This is a genomic window from Celeribacter sp. (assembly GCF_048259695.1).
GTDB lineage: Bacteria > Pseudomonadota > Alphaproteobacteria > Rhodobacterales > Rhodobacteraceae > Celeribacter.
On sequence record NZ_JBLXHL010000003.1, the window covers coordinates 317,350 to 338,956 of the forward strand.

Genomic DNA, 21,607 nt, shown 5'->3' on the forward strand with positions numbered 1-21,607 from the left:
CAAAGGTAGGCCGTGAATGGGCGATACGCAAACGGGACCAAAACATGTTGCCATCATTATGGATGGCAACGGGCGGTGGGCGCAATCGCGCGGCAAACCACGTTTGTTCGGCCACCATGCCGGTGCCAAACGGGTCAAGGAAATTGTACGGGCCTGTCCGGCGCAGGGCGTCAAATACCTGACGATTTTTGCCTTTTCGACCGAAAACTGGAAACGCACCCAGACCGAAGTTGCGGGGCTTATGTCCCTGTTTCGCACCTATATCCGTGGCGAAATGCGCGCGCTCAAGAAAGAGGGCGTGCGCGTGCGTTTCATCGGTGACCGTGTGCGCCTCGACCGTAAACTTGCCAATCTGATGGATGAGTTGGAAGAGGAAACCAAAGAAAACGATGTCACCCATCTGACCATCGCGCTCAACTATGGTGGCCGCGACGAGGTGGCCCGCGCTGTCAAAGATATGGCGCGTGACGTGGCCACGGGGGTCTTGGACGCCGAATCCGTGGATGAGACGACCCTGACCTCCTATCTCGACACAAAGGTGTTGCCTGACCCCGATCTGGTGATCCGGACCTCCGGCGAGGCGCGCATTTCCAACTTTTTGCTCTGGCAATCGGCCTATGCGGAATATGAATTTATCGACACGCTGTGGCCCGACTTCTCGACCGAGGTGTTTGCCGAGGTCTTGGGCCGCTACGGCGTGCGCGACCGGCGCTTTGGCGGGGCCAAGGCGTGAAGGGCATCCATCAAAAATGGGGCGACCTTGGCGTGCGCATCGTCTCCGCGCTCGTGATGCTCGCCATCGGGCTGACCGCCGTTTTGTCCGGCACGATCATTTTCAGCGCGGTTGTGCTGTTGATTGTTCTGATCGGCATTTGGGAACTGGTCCGGATGGGCCGCACCAAATCCGCCACTGCGGGCTTTACCTTTGGTGATTTCTTTGTCCTGTCGGGCTATGCCTTTTTCGTGTGCCTCGCGGCCTTGGGCCTTGTGGCGCTCTACGCCGTTATTGGCGTTTACGGTGTCGGCTATCTCATCTTTCTGGTGATTGTCACCGACACGTTGGGCTATTTCGTCGGACGCATTATCGGCGGCAAAAAATTCTGGCCGTCGATTAGCCCCAAAAAGACATGGGCGGGAATCCTTGGCGGGTGGGGCGGTGTTGTCGTCTTGGCGCTGTTGGCGTCCTCGCTCGATCTCGCGCGCGGCGTTCCCGTTGCGTGGTTTGTGCTGTTCTCCGTCGCGATGTCCTTTGCCTCGCAACTTGGCGATATTGTCGAGAGTGCGCTCAAACGGCGGATGGGTGTCAAAGACAGCTCCAACATCATTCCGGGCCACGGTGGTGTGCTTGACCGCTTTGACGCGCTGTTGGCCGCGAGCTTTGTCATGCTTGGTCTGATTGTCGTCGTAGCGTAAGGAGCGCCCGCATGAGACGTATCTCCATTTTCGGCGCCACGGGGTCCATTGGCCAATCCACCATCGACCTGATCCACCGCGACCGCGAGGCCTATGAGGTTGTGGCGCTCACGGGCGGCGCCAATGTCGATCTGTTGGCCAAAGATGCGCGGGCCTTGGGGGCAAAAGTCGCCGTGACCGCCTATGAGGACAAATTGCCCGCGCTCAAGGATGCGCTTGCCGGTTCGGGCGTTCATGCCGCCGCGGGCGCACATGCGCTGATCGAGGCGGCCGACCGTCCCGCCGACTGGATCATGTCCGCGATTGTCGGCTCGGCCGGTCTGGCGCCGGGTCTGCACGCGCTCAAACACGGGACCACTCTGGCGCTCGCCAACAAGGAGAGCCTTGTCACCGCCGGACCGCTCCTGATGCGTGAGGCACAGGCCCACGGCACGCGGATCCTGCCCGTTGACAGCGAACATTCCGCCGTGTTTCAGGGCTTGGTGGGCGAGGAGCGCTCCGAGGTCGAGCGCGTCATCATCACCGCCTCGGGCGGCCCGTTTCGCGACTGGAGCCTTGAACAACTGGCGGGGGCGACACTGGCGCAGGCCTGTAAACACCCGTCATGGGACATGGGCCAACGCATCACCATTGATAGCGCGTCGATGTTCAACAAGGCGTTGGAAATCATCGAGACCCACGAATATTTCGGCTTTGCGGGCGACATGATCGAGGTGCTTGTGCATCCGGGATCTTATGTCCATGCGCTTGTGGGGTTCAAGGACGGGGCGCTGATGGCGCATCTCGGCGCGCCCGATATGCGCCACGCCATCGGCTATGCGCTGCACTGGCCCGAGCGGCGCGACCTGCCCGTGGCGCGGCTTGACCTGGCACAGGTCGGCACGCTGCGCTTCGAGCCACCCGACGAGGGGCGCTTTCCCGCGCTGCGACTGGCGCGCGAGGTCATGGAGACCGGCGGCCTGGCGGGGGCGGTGTTCAATGCCGCGAAAGAGGCGGCACTGGACCTGTTCATCGCCCAAGAGATCGGGTTTCTGGACATGGCGCGGATCGTCGAGGAGGTGATCAACGAAATGTCATCCTCCGCAGGCCTTGGAAATGCCGCATTAACCTTGGATACGGTCCTTGAAGCCGATAAAGAGGCGCGAACCCGTGCGCGGGCCTGTCACGCGCGGTCTTGAGCGGTGTGACGCGCGTACCGGAGACACGACGATTGACCGTTTGGGCCATTTTGCCCGCGACATGTGAGACAAGGGACTGATTTCACTATGGATTTATCCAACCTATCCGCCATTTTCGGAAACTCGGCCTTTACGGTGGTGGTGTTCATTGTGGCCCTGTCGATCATCGTCACGGTCCACGAATACGGTCATTACATCGTTGGCAAATGGTGCGGGATCAAAGCGGATGTGTTCTCACTGGGCTTTGGCAAACCGCTGTTACAGCGCACGGCAAAGGACGGAACGGTCTGGCAACTGGCCGCGATCCCCTTGGGTGGCTATGTGAAATTTGCGGGCGACGCCAATGCGGCCTCCGCCCCCGATCCCCATGCGGTCGACGGCATGGCCCCCGAAGAGGCCCGCCACACCATGCCCGGTGCGCCGCTCTGGGCGCGCACCCTGACCGTTGCGGCGGGGCCGATGTTCAACTTTATCTTCTCCGCGATTGTGTTCGCGGGGCTGCTGCTGTCCACGGGGCAGGTCAAGGAGACGCTTGAAATCGACGAGGTGAAGCCCGTCCCCTTCGAGGTCGGTTTGCAAAGCGGCGATACCATTGTGGCCATCGCCGGCACGCCTGTGCCGGAACTGGCCAAGATGGGCGACTTTATCGAGACACTGCCCCGCAGCGGCCAAATGGAGTACACCGTTGATCGCGATGGCACGCAGGTTACGGTGACAGGCCCGCACCCGTTTCCGGTGATTGTCGGCGGCATTACCCCCAAATCCGCGGCCCGCGATGCGCGGCTGCAAGTGGGCGATGTCATCACCACCGTGGATGATGTGACCCTCAACAGCTTTTACGAGCTTCGCGATGCCGTGGCCGCCGCGCAGGGCAAGGAAATGACCCTGACCGTCTGGCGCGATGGCGAGACGTTCGAGAGCACCATGACGGCGCGGCGCCGCGATATTCCCGCCGATGGGGGCGGCTTTGAAACCCGTTGGCTGATCGGCATCTATGGTGCCACGCTATACACCCCCGCCACTGATCCCGTTGGCGTAGGCGAGGCGGCATGGGGCGGCGTCAAGGGCGTTTGGTCCGTCATCACCGGCAGCCTGTCGGGCCTGTACAACATGGTCGTGCGCAACATCTCCGCCTGTAACCTGACGGGGGCGGTCGGCATGGCCGGTGCGGTCAGCACAATGGCAAGTCAGGGCATCGACAGCTACATCAACGTTATTGCGTTCCTGTCCACCGCTATCGGCCTGATCAACCTGTTTCCCATCCCCGTGCTGGATGGTGGCCACCTCGTGTTCTACGCGGCCGAGGCCATTCGCGGCAAACCGCTACCCGACCGTGCCGTGGGCATCATGATGGGCTTTGGCCTTGTCTTCGTGTTGTTCTTTATGACGATGGGGTTGGTGTCGGATTTCTTTTGCACCTGACGGGGGCGGTCGGGCGCGGTCCATGGACAGGCCCCCCTACGCACGAGCAAACGCGACCTTGTGACCCTGACCTCGCGACCCTGACTTCTCGACCCTAAAGGGTAGGGGGCGCGTTCTTTTGACGGTTCGGTCCTAATCTTGCCATATTCCTCGCCTAGGGTCATTCCGAGCGCGAGTGAACAGCGGGCAAGCGCCCCGCGGTTTATGCGCATAATCTGATTTGCTTCACCAAAGGAGGCTCCACATGACCGCACTTCGTTCAGGGTATCATGGCCTTGCCTATCTGGCGTCTTTGAACACGGATCGCCTTTTGTATGGCGCCACCATTGCCGTGGCCTTGGTGGCCGGATCGTTCTTTGGAACCTTGTTCCTGTAGGACAGCCGGAGCTTTCGCGTTGGGGCCACGCCCCGAACCGTACGCGGGCCACGCCCCGACAGTACGGGGGGCCACGGCCCCGATGCGCCCGATATAAAATCGCAACCTGTCCGGCTCCCGTTTCGGGGGCCTTTTTGCATCTGATTTGATCCGCGCGTTTTGACAAGGCACGGCATTCACGGTACTCCATCTTAACACTGGGGCCATAACGAGAACTGCCATGAAAAATACGATGCGTGACACCGATAAACGGGTCAAACGCGGTGCAGGTAAGGCGCTTGCGCTTTCTTTGTCCGCTTTGGCAATAACTACAACAGCTTACACGGTTATTCCGCATGCTGTGGTGGCGCAGAGTTATGCGTTTTCATCGGTCTCGGTCGAGGGAAACACACGGGTCGGATCCGATACGATCCTGTCCTATGCGGGAATCGCCCGCGGTGAGCAGATTTCGGCGGCCTCCCTCAATGACGCCTATCAGCGGGTTGTTGCCTCCGGTTTGTTCGAAACCGTGGAAATAATTCCCAACGGAGGGCGCCTCGTGATCAAGGTCACGGAATTCCCGATCGTGTCGCGTGTGAACATCGAGGGCAACCGCGTGCTCAACGATGCCGCTCTGGCCGCTCTGGTGCGCACGAGCGAGCGCCGCGTGTTCTCGCCCTCCGTGGTCGAGGCCGATGCGGCCGCGATTACCGAAGCCTATGCCGCCAAAGGCCAGTTGGTCGCAACGGTTACCCCCCAGATCATCCGCCGCAGTGGCAATCGGGTCGACGTGGTGTTTGACGTCACCGAGGGCAAGGGCATCGAGATCGAGCGCCTGTCCTTTGTCGGCAACCGATCGTTCTCGGATGCGCGTCTGCGCCGTGTGCTTGACACCAAACAGGCGGGTTTGCTGCGCTTCATCGTCGGGCGCGATACCTATAACGAAGAGCGCATTGCCTTCGACAAACGTGTTCTGACCGACTTTTACACCTCGCGCGGCTATGTCGATTTCTCCGTCCTGAACGCCACCGCCGAGTTTTCGCGTGAACGCAACGCCCACTTCGTGACCTTTTCGGTCCGCGAGGGCCAAAGCTATGATTTCGCCAAAACCACCGTCGTCTCCGAAATCGACGGGGTGAGTGCCGCCGATTACGAGCGCGCCCTCAACCTGCGGGCGGGTCAGACCTATTCCCCCGTTGCGATCGAAAACGTCGTGTCGCGGATGGAAAAAATCGCACAGGACAACGGCATTGATTTCATGCGGGTCGAACCGCGTGTAACGCGCAACGAACGCTCCCTGACACTCGACGTCGAGTTTGTGTTGAGCAAAGGCCCACGGGTCTTTGTCGAACGGATCGATATCGAGGGCAACGCCACCACGCTTGACCGTGTTGTGCGCCGCCAGTTCCGCACCGTCGAAGGCGACCCGTTCAACCCGCGCGAAATTCGCGAAGCCGCAAGCCGCATTCGTGCGCTCAACTTCTTTTCCAACGCCGATGTGAATGCCCGCGAGGGATCCGCCGCCGATCAGGTCGTGATTGACGTGAACGTCGATGAGGCCCCCACCGGTTCGTTCACCTTCGGGGCCAACTATTCGGTCTCTGACGGCGCCAACCTTGTCGCGTCGTTTTCCGAACGCAACTTCCTGGGGCGCGGTCAAACCGTTTCGGCGGTTTTGACGACACAGCTTGATGACGGCACCCTGCGGTTCAACTTTGTCGAACCTGCGTTCCTTGGCCGTGATGTTGCCTTTGGGTTCGGGGTCGGATTGGCATCGACGCAAGCGTCCTATGCGCTGCACACCACACGCACGGCCTTTGTCTCGCCGAGCCTGACCTTCCCCGTTTCCGAGCGCTCCAAATTGCGCCTCGATTACCGGTTTGAATCGTCCGAAATGTCCAATCCGGATGCGGTGACCTTGCCCGCTCTGGTCCAATCCGATCTCGACCTTGGTCGCCTTGCGAGCCAATCCGTTGGCTACACCTACTCCTTTGACAGCCGCCGCAACGGTCTCAATCCCGATGCGGGTATCCTGCTGTCCTTTGGTCAGGAATACGCGGGCATTGGTGGTGATGTGAACTATCTCAAAACCACCGCCGAAGTGCGCGGCCAGATGTCGGTGTTCAACGATCAGGTCACCTTGCTCGGTGTGATCGAAGGCGGCGCCATTTCGTCGGATGATGGCACAATGGTCAATGACCGATTCTTTAACAGCCCCAACATGATGCGTGGCTTCGAGCCGGGCGGTATCGGCCCGCGTGACGCGGCAACAGGCGCGTCCTTGGGCGGGAACTATTACGCCGTGGCCCGTCTTGAGGCGCAATTCCCGCTGGGCCTGCCCGAAGAGTACGGATTCAAGGGCGGTGTGTTCCTTGATCATGGTGCGATTTGGGGCCTCGACGATGCGTCCTCTGCCGAAACCGGCAGTGCCGACCGGACCTTCCGCACGGTTGCGGGGGCCTCGCTGTTCTGGGACACGCCCATTGGCCCATTGCGGTTCAACTTCACCAAAGCCCTGGACAAACAGGACTACGATGAAGAGCAGTCGTTCGATCTGACCATTTCAACGGAGTTCTGATGATGCGCCTGTGGCGTCGGCATAACGGCACGATCCGGACCCGGATCGTCGCCGCCTGTCTGTGCGGCGTGATTGGCGTACAGGGCGCATGGGCGCAAGACACCGCAGGCGCGGCACAGGGTCAATCAGGGGCAAGCATCGCCCCCTTGGCCGCCCCGCCGCAAACGTCCGTGCCGCAGGCCACAAACACACCGACACAGATTTTACCCGTCTTGGTGTTCGACCGCGACCGCATTGTCACCGAGAGCCAGTTCGGCGTGGCCTTCGAGGCCGACATAGAGCGCGAGCGCTCGGCTTTGGTTCAGGAAAACAATGACATATACGCCGCTCTTGAAGTGGAGGAGGCGGAACTGTCGGCGCTGCGCCCGACGCTGTCCGAAGAGGCTTTTTTGCAAAAAGCCGATGCGTTTGACCAAAAAGTGACCTCTGTGCGTGCCGCACAGGACCGCAAGGCCGCCGATATCCAGTCCCTCTATGACACGGGGTTGGAAGTGGTCGAGCAAAGGATGAATGCGGCTTTGACCTCTGTCGCCCGCGAGGTCCGTGCGATGGTCGTGTTCGAGCGCCAACAGGTCTATATGATGTCGGGGGCGATTGACGTCTCCTCGGAAGTGATCCGGCGCCTTGATGCGCAATTCGTCCTTGAAAAGGCCGCCGAACAGGACGGGGACGCCGAACAGGGCAATACAACCGGACAAAACGGGGCCGGCACAACCGACAGCCCCTCCGGCGCGACAACGCCCGCCACAGAATAACCACGCGGGTCAGGCCGGTCTGTGCCGGTCCGGCTGTAAATATCTGTGGTGTGGTTCCAAAATGCAGGGGTTTCTTGTCAGCCCCCTGTATTCCTTGCTAGGAAGGCGGGACGGGCGCACCTACGTGAGCCAAAACACGACGATCAAAGAAAAAAAGACCAAAAGGGATGCGTCCGATGAGCACTGACCTAAAAACCGCCGATATCAATTTGATCCAACGGATTATTCCGCACCGCTACCCGTTTTTGTTGGTGGACAAGGTGATTGACATCAATGGTGCGCAAAGCTGCACAGGGATCAAGAACGTAACCTTCAACGAGCCGCATTTCACGGGCCACTTTCCCGGTGCGCCGATCATGCCCGGCGTGACGATTGTCGAGGCGATGGCACAGGCCGCCGCCGTGATGGTTGGCGTCGACCAAGATCTCGCGGACAAGGATTTTCTCGTGTATTTCATGGGGATCGACAGCTGTAAATTCCGCCGCAAAGTGGTGCCGGGTGACGTGTTGCGCCTCAATATCACCACCAAGCGCGGTGGCGGTAAGGTGTGGAAATTCGAAGGCTCCGCGGACGTTGATGGCGAAGTGGCCTGTACCGCCTCGTTTACGGCGATGATGGACCTTCCGAAAGAGTAACCCCATGAGCATTCACTCAAGTGCGGACATTCACCCCTCCAGTGTGATCGAAGACGGAGCCGTCATCGGTGCAGGGTGTAAAATCGGGCCGTTCTGTCTTGTCGGCGGCGGTGTCACGCTTGGGGAACGTGTGGAGTTGAAGTCCCATGTTGTCATCAGCGGCGAGACGCAGGTGGGCGACGATACGGTGATCTTTCAGTTCGCCTCCATCGGCGCGATCCCGCAGGATTTGAAATTCAAGGGCGAAACAACCCGTCTGGTGATCGGCAAACGCAACCGCATCCGCGAGTATGTGACGATGAACCTCGGGACCGAGGGCGGCGGCGGTGTCACCCGTGTCGGCGATGACGGGCTGTTCATGGCCTCGTGCCACGTGGCCCATGACGCGCAAATCGGTGACCGCGTGGTGCTTGTGAACAGCGTGGCGGTGGCGGGCCACTGCCAGATCGAGGACGACGTGATTATCGGCGGCCTGTCGGGCATCCACCAATGGGTGCGCATCGGGCAGGGGGCCATCATCGGGGCGCTGTCGATGGTGACGGCGGATGTCTTGCCCCATGCCTTGGTTCAGGGGCCGCGCGCCGAACTCGACGGGTTGAACCTTGTCGGGCTGAAACGCAAAGGCGTGGATCGTGCCGATATCAATGCGCTGCGTGCCGCGTTCCAGATGCTCAAACAGGGCGACGGTTCGTTCAAGGATCGCGCCGCCCGTCTGGGCGAGGATTTTGATAGCGATTATGTCCGTGCGATGGTGGCCTTTGTCATGGCCGACAGCGACCGCGGCTTTTTGACCCCGAACTGAGGCCCGACATGAGCCGCACAGCGATCATTGCCGGATCGGGCCGGTTGCCACAGATTCTGGCGGCGGCTCTGGAGGCTCCGGTCTATGTCACGCTCTCGGATGTGGCCGTGCCGGATGGCCTCGACCACGTGTCCGCACGGGTCGAGAAACTCGGCAAGCTATTCAAGGTGTTAAAGGCCCGTGATGTCACCTCTGTGACCTTTGCGGGGGCGATGGCGCGGCCCAAGGTGAACCCTGTCTTGCTTGACCGTCATGCGCTGCGACTGGCCACATCACTGGGCAAGGGCGACGACGCGCTCTTGCGCGAGGTGATCGCGGTGTTCGAGGCGCAAGGGTTCACGGTGCGCGCCGCCACGGATATTTGCCCTGAGCTGTCCCTGCCTGCGGGGACGCTTTGGGGCCGCAAACCCACCGCCACGGACATCAGCGATGCGGCCCGCGCCCGATCGGTTCTGGCGGCGCTGTCCCCCTTGGATGTGGGGCAGGGCGCGGTGTGCGCCGGTGGTCAGATGCTCGGGATTGAAACGCTGCAAGGCACCGATGCGATGCTCGGATTTGTCGCGGCCACGCCCGCACATCTGCGCCGTGATCGCGGCGTGTTCGTCAAAATGCCAAAGGCGGGACAGGACGGGCGCATCGATTTGCCGACCATCGGAATGGACACTGTCAAGGCGGTGATAAAAGCGGGGCTTGGCGGGATTGTCATCCCTGCGGGCGGGGTGATCGTGCTTGACCGTGCGGCGGTCAAACAGCGGATCGAGGAGGCAGGCCTGTTCCTGAACACAATATGAGCGGAACGGCTGACACGCGCAGTTTAAAGGTCTTTGTGATCGCGGGCGAGGCCTCGGGCGACCGCCTCGGGGCGGCGGCGATGGCGGGGCTGAAAACGCTTGCGGGCGCGGTCGAGTTTCGCGGTGTCGGCGGCCCGATGATGGGGGCCGAAGGGCTCGACAGCCAGTTCCCGATGAAGGAGCTGTCACTGATGGGCCTGATGGAGGTCCTGCCCAAATACCTCCACCTCAAACGCCGCATCCGCGAGGTGGCCGAGGCCATCCTCGCATGGCGTCCCGATGTGGTTCTGACCATCGACAGCCCCGATTTTTGCCTGCGGGTGGCCGATCGTGTCAAAGCCGCCAGTGACATCCGTGTGTGTCACTATGTTGCGCCCTCGGTGTGGGCATGGCGTCCCAAGCGGGCCGAGAAAATGGCGGCACGGGTCGATCAGGTTCTGGCGCTCTTGCCGTTCGAGCCGCCGTATTTCGAGGCCCACGGGCTGCGCTGTGATTTCGTCGGCCACCCTGTGGTGAGCGAGCAGACGGCAAGCGCGTCCGATGTCCACGCATTTCGCGAGGACCACGGCATCGGCGAGGCCCCTGTGGTGCTTGTCCTGCCGGGATCGCGCGAGGGCGAGATTGCGCGGCTGTCGCCGGTCTTTGGTGCGGCCCTTGATCAATTTTCTGCGTCCCATCCCGATGCGCGGTTCGCTTTGCCTGTGGCTTTTGGTGTGATGGACAGCGTGCGGGAGCAAGTGGCGCAGTGGCAGGTCGATCCGGTCCTGATCCCCGCCGAAAATACCCGCGAAAGACGCGCCGCGTTCAAAGCGGCCGACATCGCTCTGGCCGCCAGTGGCACGGTGTCGTTGGAATTGGCGGCGAACGATACGCCGATGGTCATCGCCTACCGCATGAACCTGATCACACAGTATATCGTGTCGCGCAAACTCCAGATCGACACGGTGACCTTGGTCAATCTGGTCAGTGAAACCCGTGATGTGCCGGAGTTTCTGGGGTCGCGCTGTACGCCGGAGAAAATTGCCCCTGCTTTGGTGCGCCTGTTGGAAACCCCCGCGGCACAGGCCGGTGCGCTTGACCTGACGATGGCGCGTCTTGGGCGCGGCGGCGAGGCTCCGGGTGTACGGGCCGCACGCGCCATTCTGGACGGTTTGAACGACTAAGCGGGCGCTTATTTGTCCTGCCACCGCTCCAGATGCGGAATTTGACGGGTAAAGAGCCACGCCATCGGCCGCAACATGCCTTGTTTGCGCATTTGCGCCATGCAAAAGGCCTGCATCTCTTTCGAGGTTTTAACCGTCCCTAAAAATGCGCCGGCCTCATAACAATACGAACAAAACTTGGCCGATCGGCTCCCGTCAGCCTCCGTTCCACCCCCCATCGGATCTTTGTTGAGCGGCATACCGCAGCTTTGACATTGGATCATCGGTCAGTCCCCCCTTGTTTCTATACGATAGCAGATCTGATTTCCGGCGCTTTGGTCTGTATCAAACGGCGTTTGCACAGCGCGGCTGTTGTGGCGGCGCGGGCGTTTTATGCGTGATCGAGAATGGCGTGTATCGCCCCCATCGGGGCGGGCGTTCTGGATTGGACCATGGCCATGGTTGCGGCGTTGCCCCGCATCGGGGACAGCAGCGGTTCCGAAACTGTGTCGAGGTATAGCGTGCGGACCTGTTCCACCGGATCGCCGGAAAATGTGACCCCTTGTCGGGCCTGAACTTGGTCCAACACCGGACGCCACATTCGTTCGATCGTGCGGTCCATATCCATGTCCGCGATGACTTTGGCACTATACTCTTGCGACACGGCAAGGCGATCGGCGGCGCTTTGTGACCATGCGGGTGCGGCGGCGAACAGTGCCGTAACAGGGGCGCGCGCGGTCGTGGAGATCTGTGACATAAAACACTCCGGCAATGATACATGCCTGAAGTATTAACGAATTCACATCGCCCCGCGCAAGAGGCTCAATACCCGCGCCAGATCCAACCGCCGCCAAAGATGCGCGTGCTCTCGTCGTCGTAAAACACACAGGCCTGACCGGCAGAGACGCCTTCCTCGGCGACGATCAATTCGACCTCGGCCTCGGTATCGGAAATCGGGCGGATGATGGCTTCGCGTGGTGGACGGGTCGACCGCACACGGACAAGCACATGCCATTCCTCGCGTGACATGAACGGTTCGTCGCCCAGCCAGTTGATTTCACGAACAGGAATTTTACGGGTCGCCAACATCGATTTCGGGCCGACGATGACCTGCTTTTTGTCGACGTCGAGTTTGACCACATAGAGCGGATCGGCCAGACCACCGATGCCAATGCCGCGCCGCTGTCCGATGGTATAGTGTAACACGCCGTTGTGGGTGCCGCGCACATTGCCGTCGTGGTCGATAATCTCGCCGGGCTCCGCCGCACCGGGGCGCAGTTTTTCGATCACGGCCGCGTAATTGCCGTTGGGAACGAAACAAATGTCCTGACTGTCGGGTTTATCGGCCACGGACAGGCCATATTTGGCCGCGAGCGCGCGGGTGGCGTCTTTGGACGGCAAATGACCAAGCGGGAATCGCAGGTAATCAAGCTGCGCGGGCGTGGTCGAAAACAGGAAATAGGACTGGTCGCGGTTAGAATCAGCCGCCGAATGCAGCTCCGGACCGTGGGCGCCAACGCAGCGCTGTATATAGTGACCCGTGGCCATACAGTCGGCATCAAGGTCCTTGGCCGTCTCCAACAGGTCCTTGAATTTCACCCGCTCATTGCACCGGATGCATGGCACAGGGGTCGCACCGGCCAGATAGCTGTCGGCAAATTCGTCAATCACCGCATCTTTGAACACGTTTTCATAGTCGAGAACATAATGCGGGAATCCCATGTCCTCGGCCACGCGGCGTGCATCATGGATATCACGCCCCGCGCAACACGCACCTTTTTTGGCCAAAGCGGCACCATGATCATAAAGCTGAAGCGTCACGCCAATAACGTCATAGCCTTCCTCTGCGAGCTGTGCGGCCACAACGGAGCTGTCCACGCCGCCAGACATCGCCACAACCACACGGGTCTCGGCGGGGGGCTTGGCAAAGCCAAGAGAGTTCAGCGGATGGGCGCCGTCATGAGCCATTTACAAATCCTTTCGGGAATACAGACGGAATATAGGAAAATACGAGGCACTCTCAAGGGGTGGTTTCATTACCCATTAAGAGGTTTGCGGCAAAAGTTGTGCAAGCAAGCCAAGAGGGTGAAGTGATGTATTTGAAAAAAGTTGATGGCCCCCGGGCTGTAACCCTTCCGGACGGGACGGTTATGACACGGGCCGACCTCCCGCCAACGCAGACCCGCCGTTGGGTTGCCTCGCGAAAGGCCTGCGTCGTCAAAGGCGTTGTTTTCGGGCTTATTTCTCAAAGTGAGGCACTAAAGATGTACGGGCTGTCCGATGAGGAATTCCTGTCATGGAAATCCGCCATCCGCGATCACGGCGAAGCGGCGCTCAAAGCAACGGCTGTTCAAAAATATAGACAACCATAGGTTGCGTCGTTAAGATTTATATATCTGGTAACGTGCAGTTAACCATTTTGAACCATTTTGAATGGTAGCGAACGACAGAGAAATAAATCGGAGACCCGCAGATATGCGTATTTTGCTCGTAGAAGACGATCCAACCACGTCCAAAAGCATCGAGATGATGCTGTCCCATGCAAACTTGAATGTCTATTCAACGGACTTGGGTGAGGAGGGCATCGATCTTGCTAAACTGTATGATTATGATTTGATCCTTTTGGATCTGGGTCTTCCGGATATGAATGGCCACGAAGTGTTACGCCAATTGCGTCTGGCCCGCGTCGATACCCCGATCCTGATCCTGTCCGGGGCCGATGATACCGAAAACAAGATTAAGGGATTTGGCTTTGGCGCCGATGATTATCTGACCAAGCCGTTCCACCGCGAGGAATTGGTGGCGCGTATTCATGCCATCATCCGCCGCTCGAAAGGGCATTCCCAATCCATTATCAAGACGGGCAAAATCGAGGTGAACCTCGACGCCAAAACGGTCTCTGTCGACGGACGCCCTGTGCATCTCACGGGCAAAGAATACCAGATGTTGGAACTTCTTTCCCTGCGCAAGGGAACGACCCTGACCAAGGAAATGTTCCTGAACCACCTTTACGGCGGTATGGATGAGCCCGAGTTGAAAATTATCGACGTGTTTATCTGTAAACTGCGCAAAAAACTCGCCACCGCGACCGATGGCGACAACTATATCGAAACGGTTTGGGGCCGTGGCTATGTGCTACGTGATCCGGAACCCAACGCAATGGATCATCCGCTCGCGGTTGGGGCCTGACGCGTTCATTTTCCGTCCGCTTCCTCCTGTCGTGGCCGTCGGGTTTCTCCGAACCTGACGGCTTTCGATTTTACGATTGGCCGTTTTTCTATTCGTCACCATCTGGACCTCCCCGTCGTGCTCTCCTAAACCAGAGGGGCGCGAATTTGGGGAGGTCTTTTCATGTCGGCCGATACGTCTTTGGATCAGGTGAATGTCGCGGCCTTGACCCGCGATCAGGCGGCGGCCGAACTGGCCCGTCTTGCGGTTCTCCTGACCGATGCCAACGTCGCCTATCACACCGCCGACGCACCGGTGATGGATGACGCGGGCTATGATGCGCTCAAGCGGCGCAATGCCGAGATTGAATCCCGATTCCCGAATCTCAAACGCCCCGACAGCCCCTCCGAACAGGTCGGTGCAAAGCCGTCGGACGGGTTTGGAAAGATCACCCATGCGGTGCGGATGATGTCGCTGTCCAACGGGTTTGACGATGCCGACATTCACGAATTCGACGCCTCGGTGCGCAAATATCTCGGCGCGCCCGGCGAGATTGCCTATACCGCCGAGCCAAAGATTGACGGGCTGTCACTGTCGCTGCGCTATGAAAACGGTACACTGGTTCATGCGGCCACCCGCGGTGACGGGACGGTGGGTGAAAACGTCACCGCCAATGCCCGCACCATCGCCTCCATTCCCCATCATATCGAGGGCGCACCCGAAGTGCTCGAAGTGCGCGGCGAAGTCTACATGACCCACGCCGATTTCGCCGCCCTGAATGCCCGCCACACCGAGCGGGGCGGCAAAACATTTGCCAACCCGCGCAATGCCGCCGCCGGATCGCTGCGCCAGTTGGACCCCGGGATCACCCGCGCGCGTCCCTTGGCGTTTTTTGCCTATGCGTGGGGCGAGCTGTCCGATCCTTTGGCGGAGACGCAAATGGCGGCCATCGAACGGCTTGCGGCCTTCGGCTTTGCCACCAATCCGCTGACCAATCGCTTTACCGAGATCGACGCTCTTTTGGCGCATTACCGCGCCATCGAGGCGGCCCGCGCCACGCTCGGCTATGACATCGACGGTGTGGTCTACAAGGTGGACCGCCTCGACTTGCAGCGCCGATTGGGGTTCCGGTCCACCACGCCGCGGTGGGCCATCGCCCATAAATTTCCCGCTGAACTGGCGTGGACACACCTTGAGGCGATCGACATCCAGGTCGGCCGCACCGGTGCCTTGTCGCCCGTGGCCCGTCTGTCCCCCGTGACCGTTGGCGGTGTTGTCGTCTCCAACGCGACCCTGCACAACGAGGATTATATCGCGGGATACGGTTCGAAAGGCGAGGTCATTCGTCCCGACGACGAAGGCCAACCCAAGGACGTTCGGGTGGGCGACTGGGTTCAGGTTTACCGCGCGGGCGATGTGATCCCGAAGGTCGCCGATGTCGATCTTGCCCGACGCAAGTCCGACACGTTGCCATACACCTTTCCGACCGCCTGTCCCGAGTGTGGATCGGATGCGATCCGCGAAGAGGGCGATGCGGTGCGCCGCTGTTCCGGCGGGATGATATGTCCCGCGCAGGCGGTGGAAAAATTGAAGCACTTCGTCTCCCGCGGCGCCTTTGATATCGAGGGGCTTGGCGCCAAACAGGTCGAGCAATTCTATCTGGACGGATGGGTGCGCGAACCCGCCGACATCTTCACCCTGCGCGACCGGTTCGGCTCGGGTTTGCAACAGCTCAAGAACCGCGAAGGATGGGGCGCAAAATCCGCCACCAACCTGTTTGATGCCATTGACGAAAAACGCACGATCCCGCTTGCGAAACTGATTTTTGCCCTCGGAATCCGTCATGTCGGTGAAAATTCCGCCACGCTTCTGGCCACGTCATATGGCGCGTGGGACATATTTGAACGCGCCATGACCCACGCCGAAATCGGCAGCGGCACGGCATGGGCCGAGCTCTTGGATATCGACGGGGTGGGGGCGGTTATGGCGGGGTCGCTCGTGGCGGCATTCCACCAAGAGGGCGAACGCGCCTCGATCGACCGTCTTGTGGCGCACCTGACCGTCGTTGACGCCGCACGTCCCACGGCAGACAGCCCCGTAAGCGGTAAAACCGTGGTCTTTACGGGCAGTTTGGAAAAAATGACCCGTGCCGAGGCCAAGGCCCGCGCAGAATCGCTCGGCGCAAAGGTTGCAGGCTCTGTGTCCAAGAAAACCGATCTTCTCGTGGCCGGACCCGGGGCGGGATCGAAAGAGAAAAAGGCCACCGAACTGGGCATCGAAATCCTCGATGAGGACGGGTGGCTCGCACTGATCGGTGACGCATGAGCGGCGGGCGCCCCGACATCCTGTTTCCGCTGTTTGCGGGATTGGAAACGCTTGCGGGGGTGGGGCCGAAAACGGCCAAAGCCATGGCGGGGTTGAACGTTGAACGCCCGCGCGACCTGTTGTTTACGCTGCCGCATTCGGTGATTGACCGCCGCCGCCGCGAGACGGTTCAGGGCGCGCATTCGGGTGAGGTTGTGACCGTCGAGGTCACGGTGCTGCATCACCAACCGCCCGCCCGAAAGGGATTGCCCTACCGCGTGATGGTCGAGGATGACGCGCTTGCCTTTCAGCTCGTGTTCTTTCGCGGGGCCGCCGACTGGATCGAAAAACAACTGCCCGTGAACGCGCGGCGGCTGATTTCGGGCAAGGTCGAAATGTATGACGGCCAGTTCCAGATGCCCCATCCCGATCACATTCTGGAGGTCGATGCGGCGGGAGAATTGCCCAAATTCGAACCCGTCTATCCGCTCACAGCGGGGGTGACGCAAAAAGTCATGGCCAAGGCCGTCGCGGCAACACGCGCCCTGGTGCCCGCAGTGGACGAATGGGTCGATGCCAACCTGCGTGCGCGCGAGGGATGGCCCGATTTCGCCACGGCGTTGGCGCAGGCACATGCGCCGCTGTCCGGCCATGAGATCGCGGCCAGCTCACCCGCACGCCAACGTCTTGCCTATGACGAATTGTTTTCGCATCAGGTCACGCTCGCCTTGGCCCGTGCGCAGGTGCGGCGTGGTAAGGGCCGTGAAAACACCGGAAATGGCGCATTGCGCGGGCGGGTTCTGGCGGCCTTGCCGTTCAAACCGACAGGGGCGCAGGGCCGCGCCATGACCGCCATCGCCGATGACATGGCCAGTCCAAAACGCATGAACCGTTTGCTGATGGGCGATGTCGGGTCGGGCAAGACATTGGTGGCGCTCGATGCGCTATTGATTGCGGTCGAGGCGGGCGGGCAGGGCGTTATGATGGCGCCCACCGAGATCCTTGCGCGGCAACACCTTGATAGTCTGCGCCCCTTGGCCGATGCGGCGGGGGTTGTGCTTGAGCTGCTCACGGGGCGCGACAAGGGGCGTGAGCGAAAGGCAAAACTGGACGCCTTGGCGCGGGGTGATATCCAGATTTTGGTTGGCACCCACGCGGTGTTCCAGGACGAGGTGATCTATCACGATCTGCGCTTGGCCATTGTCGACGAACAACACCGGTTTGGCGTGTCGCAACGCATGGCCTTGGCCCAAAAAGGTACGGGCGTCGATGTTTTGGTGATGACGGCCACGCCGATTCCGCGCTCGTTATCTTTAGCACAATTTGGTGATATGGACGTGTCGGTGCTTGATGAAAAGCCGCCCGGACGTACGCCCGTCAAAACCGCGCTGAGTTCGACAAAGCGTTTGGCCGACGTGGTGGCGCATCTCAAATCCGCGACCGACGAGGGGCGTCAGGCCTATTGGGTCTGCCCTTTGGTCGGTGAAAGCGAAGTGGTGGATATGATCGCTGCCGAAGAGCGGTTCAAGGTGTTGCGCGCGGCCTTGGGTGAGGGGCGCGTGGGTCTGGTGCACGGGCAGATGCCACCCGAGGCCAAGGACGAAACCATGCGCCAATTCGCGGCGGGCGAGATTGCGGTTCTGGTCGCCACAACGGTGATCGAGGTCGGCGTCAACGTCCCCAATGCGTCGATCATGGTGATCGAGCGGGCCGAGCATTTCGGTCTGGCGCAGCTGCACCAACTGCGCGGGCGGGTCGGGCGCGGCGATGTCGCCTCGACCTGTTTGCTGTTGTACCAATCGCCCCTGACCGAAGGCGGGCGCAGGCGGCTTGATATCATGCGCGACACCGATGACGGGTTTCGCATTGCCGAAGAGGATCTCGCAATCCGTGGCGCGGGCGATGTGTTGGGAACGGCGCAATCGGGTCTGCCGCGGTTTCGCGTGGCGGATCTGGAACGGCAATCGGCGCTGATGGCCTTGGCCCAAAGTGACGCGCGGGCGGTGTTGGCGACCGACCCGACATTGCAAAGTCCGCGCGGGGCGGCGGTTCGGTTGCTTTTATGGCTGATGGGGCGTGATGAGGCTATCCGTTTGATTTCAGTGGGTTAGGGCGCACGCTCCGGGCGTTGTTCTTTTTTGTTCACAAATGTTCTTAAAAAGTTCTTTACACGGAGGTGTAAAAATGAGAACAAATGAGCAACGAAAGATTAACACTTGAAGATCACCCTGATCACCAACACTGAGGAGAGCCGATATGTTGACCGAGATTAAAGCCATCGCTGCCCGTTCGCGCACCACGATGATCGAAGACGTCATTGGTGTCGTGTCTTTGATGGTGATCTTGATGGCCGGCTTGTCCCTGCCGGCGCTTGTTTGATCTTTTCTGACCCTGATATTTCGTTTCTGCCCCTTGATCTGAGCCTGCGACCCGCCATTCGTCCCCTGAATGTCTGACCTTTTCCTGTCCCGTCAGGTGTCGGTGCCTCATCCCGACACTTCCGGTCGCCAGATCAATACCTTCCGCCGCCTTCGTCCCCGAAGTGCGGCGGTTTTTTTGTGCGGTTTCGCTCAGGGCCGGCACAGATCCGGATCCCCGTGACAACAGCTGTTCGGTGAGTTGTCGGGCGGTCTGTCGGGCCACGCGCTCAGATCAACAGCGCAGGGCGCGGGCGCCGCCCGTTACGCCGCCCGACGCACCGTCACGCGACGGTGCCACAGGCGGGGCCTAGAATGTATAGGCCACGCGCAATCCGCCCCAATGGGATCCATCCACGATGATCGGAGCAGACAGGTCTTTCATCATAACGAACTTTCCGCCCCCCATATCGCGGCGATAGACCTGCAACAGGAACGGTTGGGTGTTGCGACCTGCTTTTAGGCCGACACGATCGTCAAACATCCGGCGGTTGCGGGAGTTGGCGGCATTCCATTCGGGATTGTCGCCTTGGGGTTGCGAAAATCTCTTGTTGTGGGTCGGCAGATAGCCGTTTGGATCAATGGCCGCGCAAAACACCACCTTGTCGCTAAAGGCCAACATCGGCTCTTGGATAGCGGGCAAAACGGCATCGGTAAAATCGGTGAACCGTGCGCGGAATTGCGGTGGATTGGTGCCACCCATCGGGGTGTATTTGCGATTGAACAGATCCTGTTTGGTGATGCGACCGGAGGCGATGCCCTCTTCGAACAGGGTCGAGATCTGGCCCGCCGCTATCTTGACCTGTTGGATAAATGCCAAATCCTCGCTTGCGCCGCCCAGATCAACGGTGGTGCGATAGATGGTTTCGGAGGTGTCGATCAAACTGTTGACGCGACTATGCGCCTCATGGATGCCCGAGGCCGTTTGCTCGGCGGATTTCCCGATGGAGGCAAAGGCGGGTTGGAATTCCTCGACCGCTTGACGCACTTTTTCGGCCTCGGTGGCCATGGTGCGGGTCGCCTCGCTTGTCTGGCGCACACCATCGGCGATCTCGGTCAGGGCGCGGTCGGTTTGCTCGGACCCGCCAAGCACCACTTCGGCGTCATTGGACACGCCCGCTGCCTCGGTGCGCAATTTGTCGACCCAGCCGGACAGGGCGTGGATATTATCCTCGATCCCTTCGGCGGCGGTTGCGGTTTTACGGCTCAACTCGTTGATCGCCTCGGCGACAACGCCGAATCCACGGCCATAATCGCCCGCACGCGCGGCCTCGATCTTTGCGTTGATGGCGAGGATGTTCACCTGCCGGGCAATATCGGCGATGTTTTTATTGTCGGTTTCCACAGCCGTGAGCGAGGCGGCGACCTGCTGCATCCGTTCGGACAGCGCCTTGACCCACGACGCGACGGTGTTGGAACGTTTGCCGTTTTCGCGCACGAAATCCACCGATCCCTCGACTTTGGTCAGGGTGCTTTCGGTCACGGAGGTCACTGTTGCCAAGGCATTGCGCACGGCGCTATTGGCCTCAAGCACGCCCGAGGCGGAGCTTTCGACCTGTTTGAGCACCATCATCTGGCTTGCGGATTGTGAGTCCACAGCGTCCAGAAAGCCCGCAACATCAACGATTTCATAACCCAACCGCCCTGCGTGATCGGCAAGCTCGCTCAGTTTCGGATCCGCATGTATCGCGGTCTCAAAGTTCGGATTGGGAATCATGTATACCTCCGGTCATAGTAGAGGCCTACAGCAATTGACTTACCTGTCCGTTAAGTCCGGGCCTCGGCCTCATGCGCGGCTTTGGCTGCTGCCGTAACGGCAAGCAAAATCGAGGCATGGCGGTTTTTATAGTCGCGCGCGGGCAGCAGCGCCTCGAACCCTTCAAAAGGGGCGGAGGGCGCAGGGCCGTCGTGTTTGAGAAAGGCGGTCATTTCCGCGCGGGTGCGCTCCAGTTCGTCCGCCGTCCGCCCGATCACATGGGCGCCAAGCACCGCCGCAGAGGCCTGACCCAGAGCACAGGCTTTGACGTCCTGGGCAAATTGCGCGACTTTACCGTCCTGCATGACCAGATCCACGGTGACGGTCGACCCACACAAGGGGGCGCGTTCGCGCACCGACACCTGCGGCGCGTCGAGGCGGCCGACATGGGGAATATCCGCAGCAAGGGCGAGCAGTTTGCCCGAATAGAGCTTGGCCAGATCGGTGGACATGGTTTGCCTTTCATCACGAGGCCTTTTAGATAGGGCAAGCTGTGCCACAAGGAAAGAACCGACATGCCCTTTGATCCTGCTTCGCTTAAATTTGATGACAAGGGGCTGATCCCCGCCATTGCACAGGACGCCGCCTCGGGTGAGGTGTTGATGATGGCCTGGATGAACGCCGACGCGGTGGCGATGACGCTAAAAACCGGCAAGGTGACCTACTGGTCGCGCTCGCGACAGGCATTCTGGATCAAGGGCGAAACATCCGGCCATGTTCAGGAACTGGTGGATTTCCGCTATGATTGCGACAGCGATTGTCTGTTGGTTATGGTCAACCAGACGGGGCCTGCGTGCCACACCAACCGCCGTTCGTGTTTTTACCGTGCCGTGCGTGCGGGCGAGACGGTGGAATTGTCCGACCCGATGGTGTGAGGCCCGATGATGTGAG

Annotated in this window: 22 protein-coding genes; 17 read left to right on the top strand and 5 right to left on the bottom strand. The window is 60.2% G+C overall.

Features of this window, described 5'->3' with window-relative positions; all coding sequences use genetic code 11:
* The first annotated feature begins 16 nt into the window (after nucleotides 1-16).
* From ACN0Q0_RS07390 to lpxB, 11 genes are all read left to right on the top strand, one after another.
* Entirely contained in the window at nucleotides 17-733 is a 717-nt protein-coding gene (locus ACN0Q0_RS07390) for an isoprenyl transferase (protein WP_417242742.1), read from the top strand.
* Nucleotides 730-1,413, top strand: a complete 684-nt coding sequence (locus ACN0Q0_RS07395) for a phosphatidate cytidylyltransferase (protein WP_417242743.1) — start codon at nucleotides 730-732, stop codon at nucleotides 1,411-1,413. Before ACN0Q0_RS07390 ends, ACN0Q0_RS07395 begins: the two co-directional genes overlap by 4 nt.
* Nucleotides 1,414-1,424: 11 nt before the next feature.
* Nucleotides 1,425-2,591 carry a 1-deoxy-D-xylulose-5-phosphate reductoisomerase gene (gene dxr / locus ACN0Q0_RS07400; protein WP_417242744.1) on the top strand — a complete coding sequence of 389 codons (1,167 nt, stop codon included), beginning with the start codon at nucleotides 1,425-1,427 and terminating at the stop codon, nucleotides 2,589-2,591.
* Between the two features lie 87 nt (nucleotides 2,592-2,678).
* Nucleotides 2,679-4,013 (top strand): RIP metalloprotease RseP, encoded by a 1,335-nt coding sequence (rseP, locus tag ACN0Q0_RS07405; RefSeq protein WP_417242745.1) that lies wholly within the window; start codon nucleotides 2,679-2,681, stop codon nucleotides 4,011-4,013.
* A 244-nt stretch (nucleotides 4,014-4,257) separates the two neighbouring features.
* Entirely contained in the window at nucleotides 4,258-4,389 is a 132-nt protein-coding gene (locus ACN0Q0_RS07410; RefSeq protein ID WP_256209970.1) for a hypothetical protein, read from the top strand.
* 220 nt (nucleotides 4,390-4,609) lie between these two features.
* Entirely contained in the window at nucleotides 4,610-6,946 is a 2,337-nt protein-coding gene (gene bamA, locus ACN0Q0_RS07415; RefSeq protein ID WP_417242746.1) for an outer membrane protein assembly factor BamA, read from the top strand.
* On the top strand, nucleotides 6,946-7,701 hold the full coding sequence (locus ACN0Q0_RS07420; protein ID WP_417242747.1) for an OmpH family outer membrane protein: 756 nt from the start codon (nucleotides 6,946-6,948) through the stop codon (nucleotides 7,699-7,701). Before bamA ends, ACN0Q0_RS07420 begins: the two co-directional genes overlap by 1 nt.
* A 176-nt stretch (nucleotides 7,702-7,877) precedes the next feature.
* Nucleotides 7,878-8,336, top strand: a complete 459-nt coding sequence (gene fabZ / locus ACN0Q0_RS07425) for a 3-hydroxyacyl-ACP dehydratase FabZ (protein ID WP_417242748.1) — start codon at nucleotides 7,878-7,880, stop codon at nucleotides 8,334-8,336.
* Between the two features lie 4 nt (nucleotides 8,337-8,340).
* Nucleotides 8,341-9,138: an acyl-ACP--UDP-N-acetylglucosamine O-acyltransferase gene (gene lpxA / locus ACN0Q0_RS07430; RefSeq protein WP_417242749.1), complete on the top strand. Its 798-nt coding sequence runs from the start codon at nucleotides 8,341-8,343 to the stop codon at nucleotides 9,136-9,138.
* 8 nt (nucleotides 9,139-9,146) lie between these two features.
* The gene (locus ACN0Q0_RS07435; RefSeq protein ID WP_417242750.1) at nucleotides 9,147-9,929 is read left to right on the top strand and encodes an LpxI family protein; all 783 of its coding nucleotides are present in this window, start codon (nucleotides 9,147-9,149) and stop codon (nucleotides 9,927-9,929) included.
* Nucleotides 9,926-11,092, top strand: coding sequence for a lipid-A-disaccharide synthase (lpxB, locus tag ACN0Q0_RS07440; RefSeq protein ID WP_417242751.1), 1,167 nt, complete (start codon nucleotides 9,926-9,928; stop codon nucleotides 11,090-11,092). Before ACN0Q0_RS07435 ends, lpxB begins: the two co-directional genes overlap by 4 nt.
* A gap of 8 nt (nucleotides 11,093-11,100) precedes the next feature.
* Here the strand turns inward: lpxB and ACN0Q0_RS07445 are convergent, their stop codons facing one another.
* The 3 genes from ACN0Q0_RS07445 to mnmA all read right to left on the bottom strand — a co-directional run bounded on the left by ACN0Q0_RS07445 (nucleotide 11,101) and on the right by mnmA (nucleotide 13,039).
* Nucleotides 11,101-11,355: a zinc ribbon domain-containing protein gene (locus tag ACN0Q0_RS07445; protein ID WP_417242752.1), complete on the bottom strand. Its 255-nt coding sequence runs from the start codon at nucleotides 11,353-11,355 to the stop codon at nucleotides 11,101-11,103.
* Nucleotides 11,356-11,462: 107 nt separating this feature from the next.
* The gene (locus ACN0Q0_RS07450; RefSeq protein ID WP_417242753.1) at nucleotides 11,463-11,828 is read right to left on the bottom strand and encodes a hypothetical protein; all 366 of its coding nucleotides are present in this window, start codon (nucleotides 11,826-11,828) and stop codon (nucleotides 11,463-11,465) included.
* A 65-nt stretch (nucleotides 11,829-11,893) separates the two neighbouring features.
* Nucleotides 11,894-13,039 carry a tRNA 2-thiouridine(34) synthase MnmA gene (gene mnmA / locus ACN0Q0_RS07455; protein ID WP_417242754.1) on the bottom strand — a complete coding sequence of 382 codons (1,146 nt, stop codon included), beginning with the start codon at nucleotides 13,037-13,039 and terminating at the stop codon, nucleotides 11,894-11,896.
* Nucleotides 13,040-13,164: 125 nt separating this feature from the next.
* Between mnmA and ACN0Q0_RS07460 the strand changes: the two genes are divergently transcribed.
* The 5 genes from ACN0Q0_RS07460 to ACN0Q0_RS07480 all read left to right on the top strand — a co-directional run bounded on the left by ACN0Q0_RS07460 (nucleotide 13,165) and on the right by ACN0Q0_RS07480 (nucleotide 18,922).
* Entirely contained in the window at nucleotides 13,165-13,443 is a 279-nt protein-coding gene (locus ACN0Q0_RS07460; RefSeq protein ID WP_417242755.1) for a DUF1153 domain-containing protein, read from the top strand.
* Between the two features lie 103 nt (nucleotides 13,444-13,546).
* Nucleotides 13,547-14,260 (top strand): response regulator transcription factor CtrA, encoded by a 714-nt coding sequence (gene ctrA, locus ACN0Q0_RS07465; RefSeq protein ID WP_417242756.1) that lies wholly within the window; start codon nucleotides 13,547-13,549, stop codon nucleotides 14,258-14,260.
* A gap of 162 nt (nucleotides 14,261-14,422) precedes the next feature.
* Nucleotides 14,423-16,564, top strand: coding sequence for an NAD-dependent DNA ligase LigA (gene ligA / locus ACN0Q0_RS07470; RefSeq protein ID WP_417242757.1), 2,142 nt, complete (start codon nucleotides 14,423-14,425; stop codon nucleotides 16,562-16,564).
* Nucleotides 16,561-18,654: an ATP-dependent DNA helicase RecG gene (recG, locus tag ACN0Q0_RS07475; protein ID WP_417242758.1), complete on the top strand. Its 2,094-nt coding sequence runs from the start codon at nucleotides 16,561-16,563 to the stop codon at nucleotides 18,652-18,654. The genes ligA and recG overlap by 4 nt, the downstream gene beginning before the upstream one ends.
* A 145-nt stretch (nucleotides 18,655-18,799) precedes the next feature.
* Entirely contained in the window at nucleotides 18,800-18,922 is a 123-nt protein-coding gene (locus ACN0Q0_RS07480; protein WP_417242759.1) for a hypothetical protein, read from the top strand.
* A gap of 348 nt (nucleotides 18,923-19,270) precedes the next feature.
* Here the strand turns inward: ACN0Q0_RS07480 and ACN0Q0_RS07485 are convergent, their stop codons facing one another.
* Nucleotides 19,271-20,677 carry a methyl-accepting chemotaxis protein gene (locus tag ACN0Q0_RS07485; RefSeq protein ID WP_417242760.1) on the bottom strand — a complete coding sequence of 469 codons (1,407 nt, stop codon included), beginning with the start codon at nucleotides 20,675-20,677 and terminating at the stop codon, nucleotides 19,271-19,273.
* Between the two features lie 50 nt (nucleotides 20,678-20,727).
* Nucleotides 20,728-21,168, bottom strand: coding sequence for an iron-sulfur cluster assembly scaffold protein (locus tag ACN0Q0_RS07490; protein ID WP_417242761.1), 441 nt, complete (start codon nucleotides 21,166-21,168; stop codon nucleotides 20,728-20,730).
* Between the two features lie 63 nt (nucleotides 21,169-21,231).
* Here ACN0Q0_RS07490 and hisI point away from each other — a divergent pair, with 63 nt between their 5' ends.
* Nucleotides 21,232-21,591 (top strand): phosphoribosyl-AMP cyclohydrolase, encoded by a 360-nt coding sequence (gene hisI / locus ACN0Q0_RS07495; RefSeq protein ID WP_417242762.1) that lies wholly within the window; start codon nucleotides 21,232-21,234, stop codon nucleotides 21,589-21,591.
* The last annotated feature ends 16 nt before the right edge of the window (nucleotides 21,592-21,607 follow it).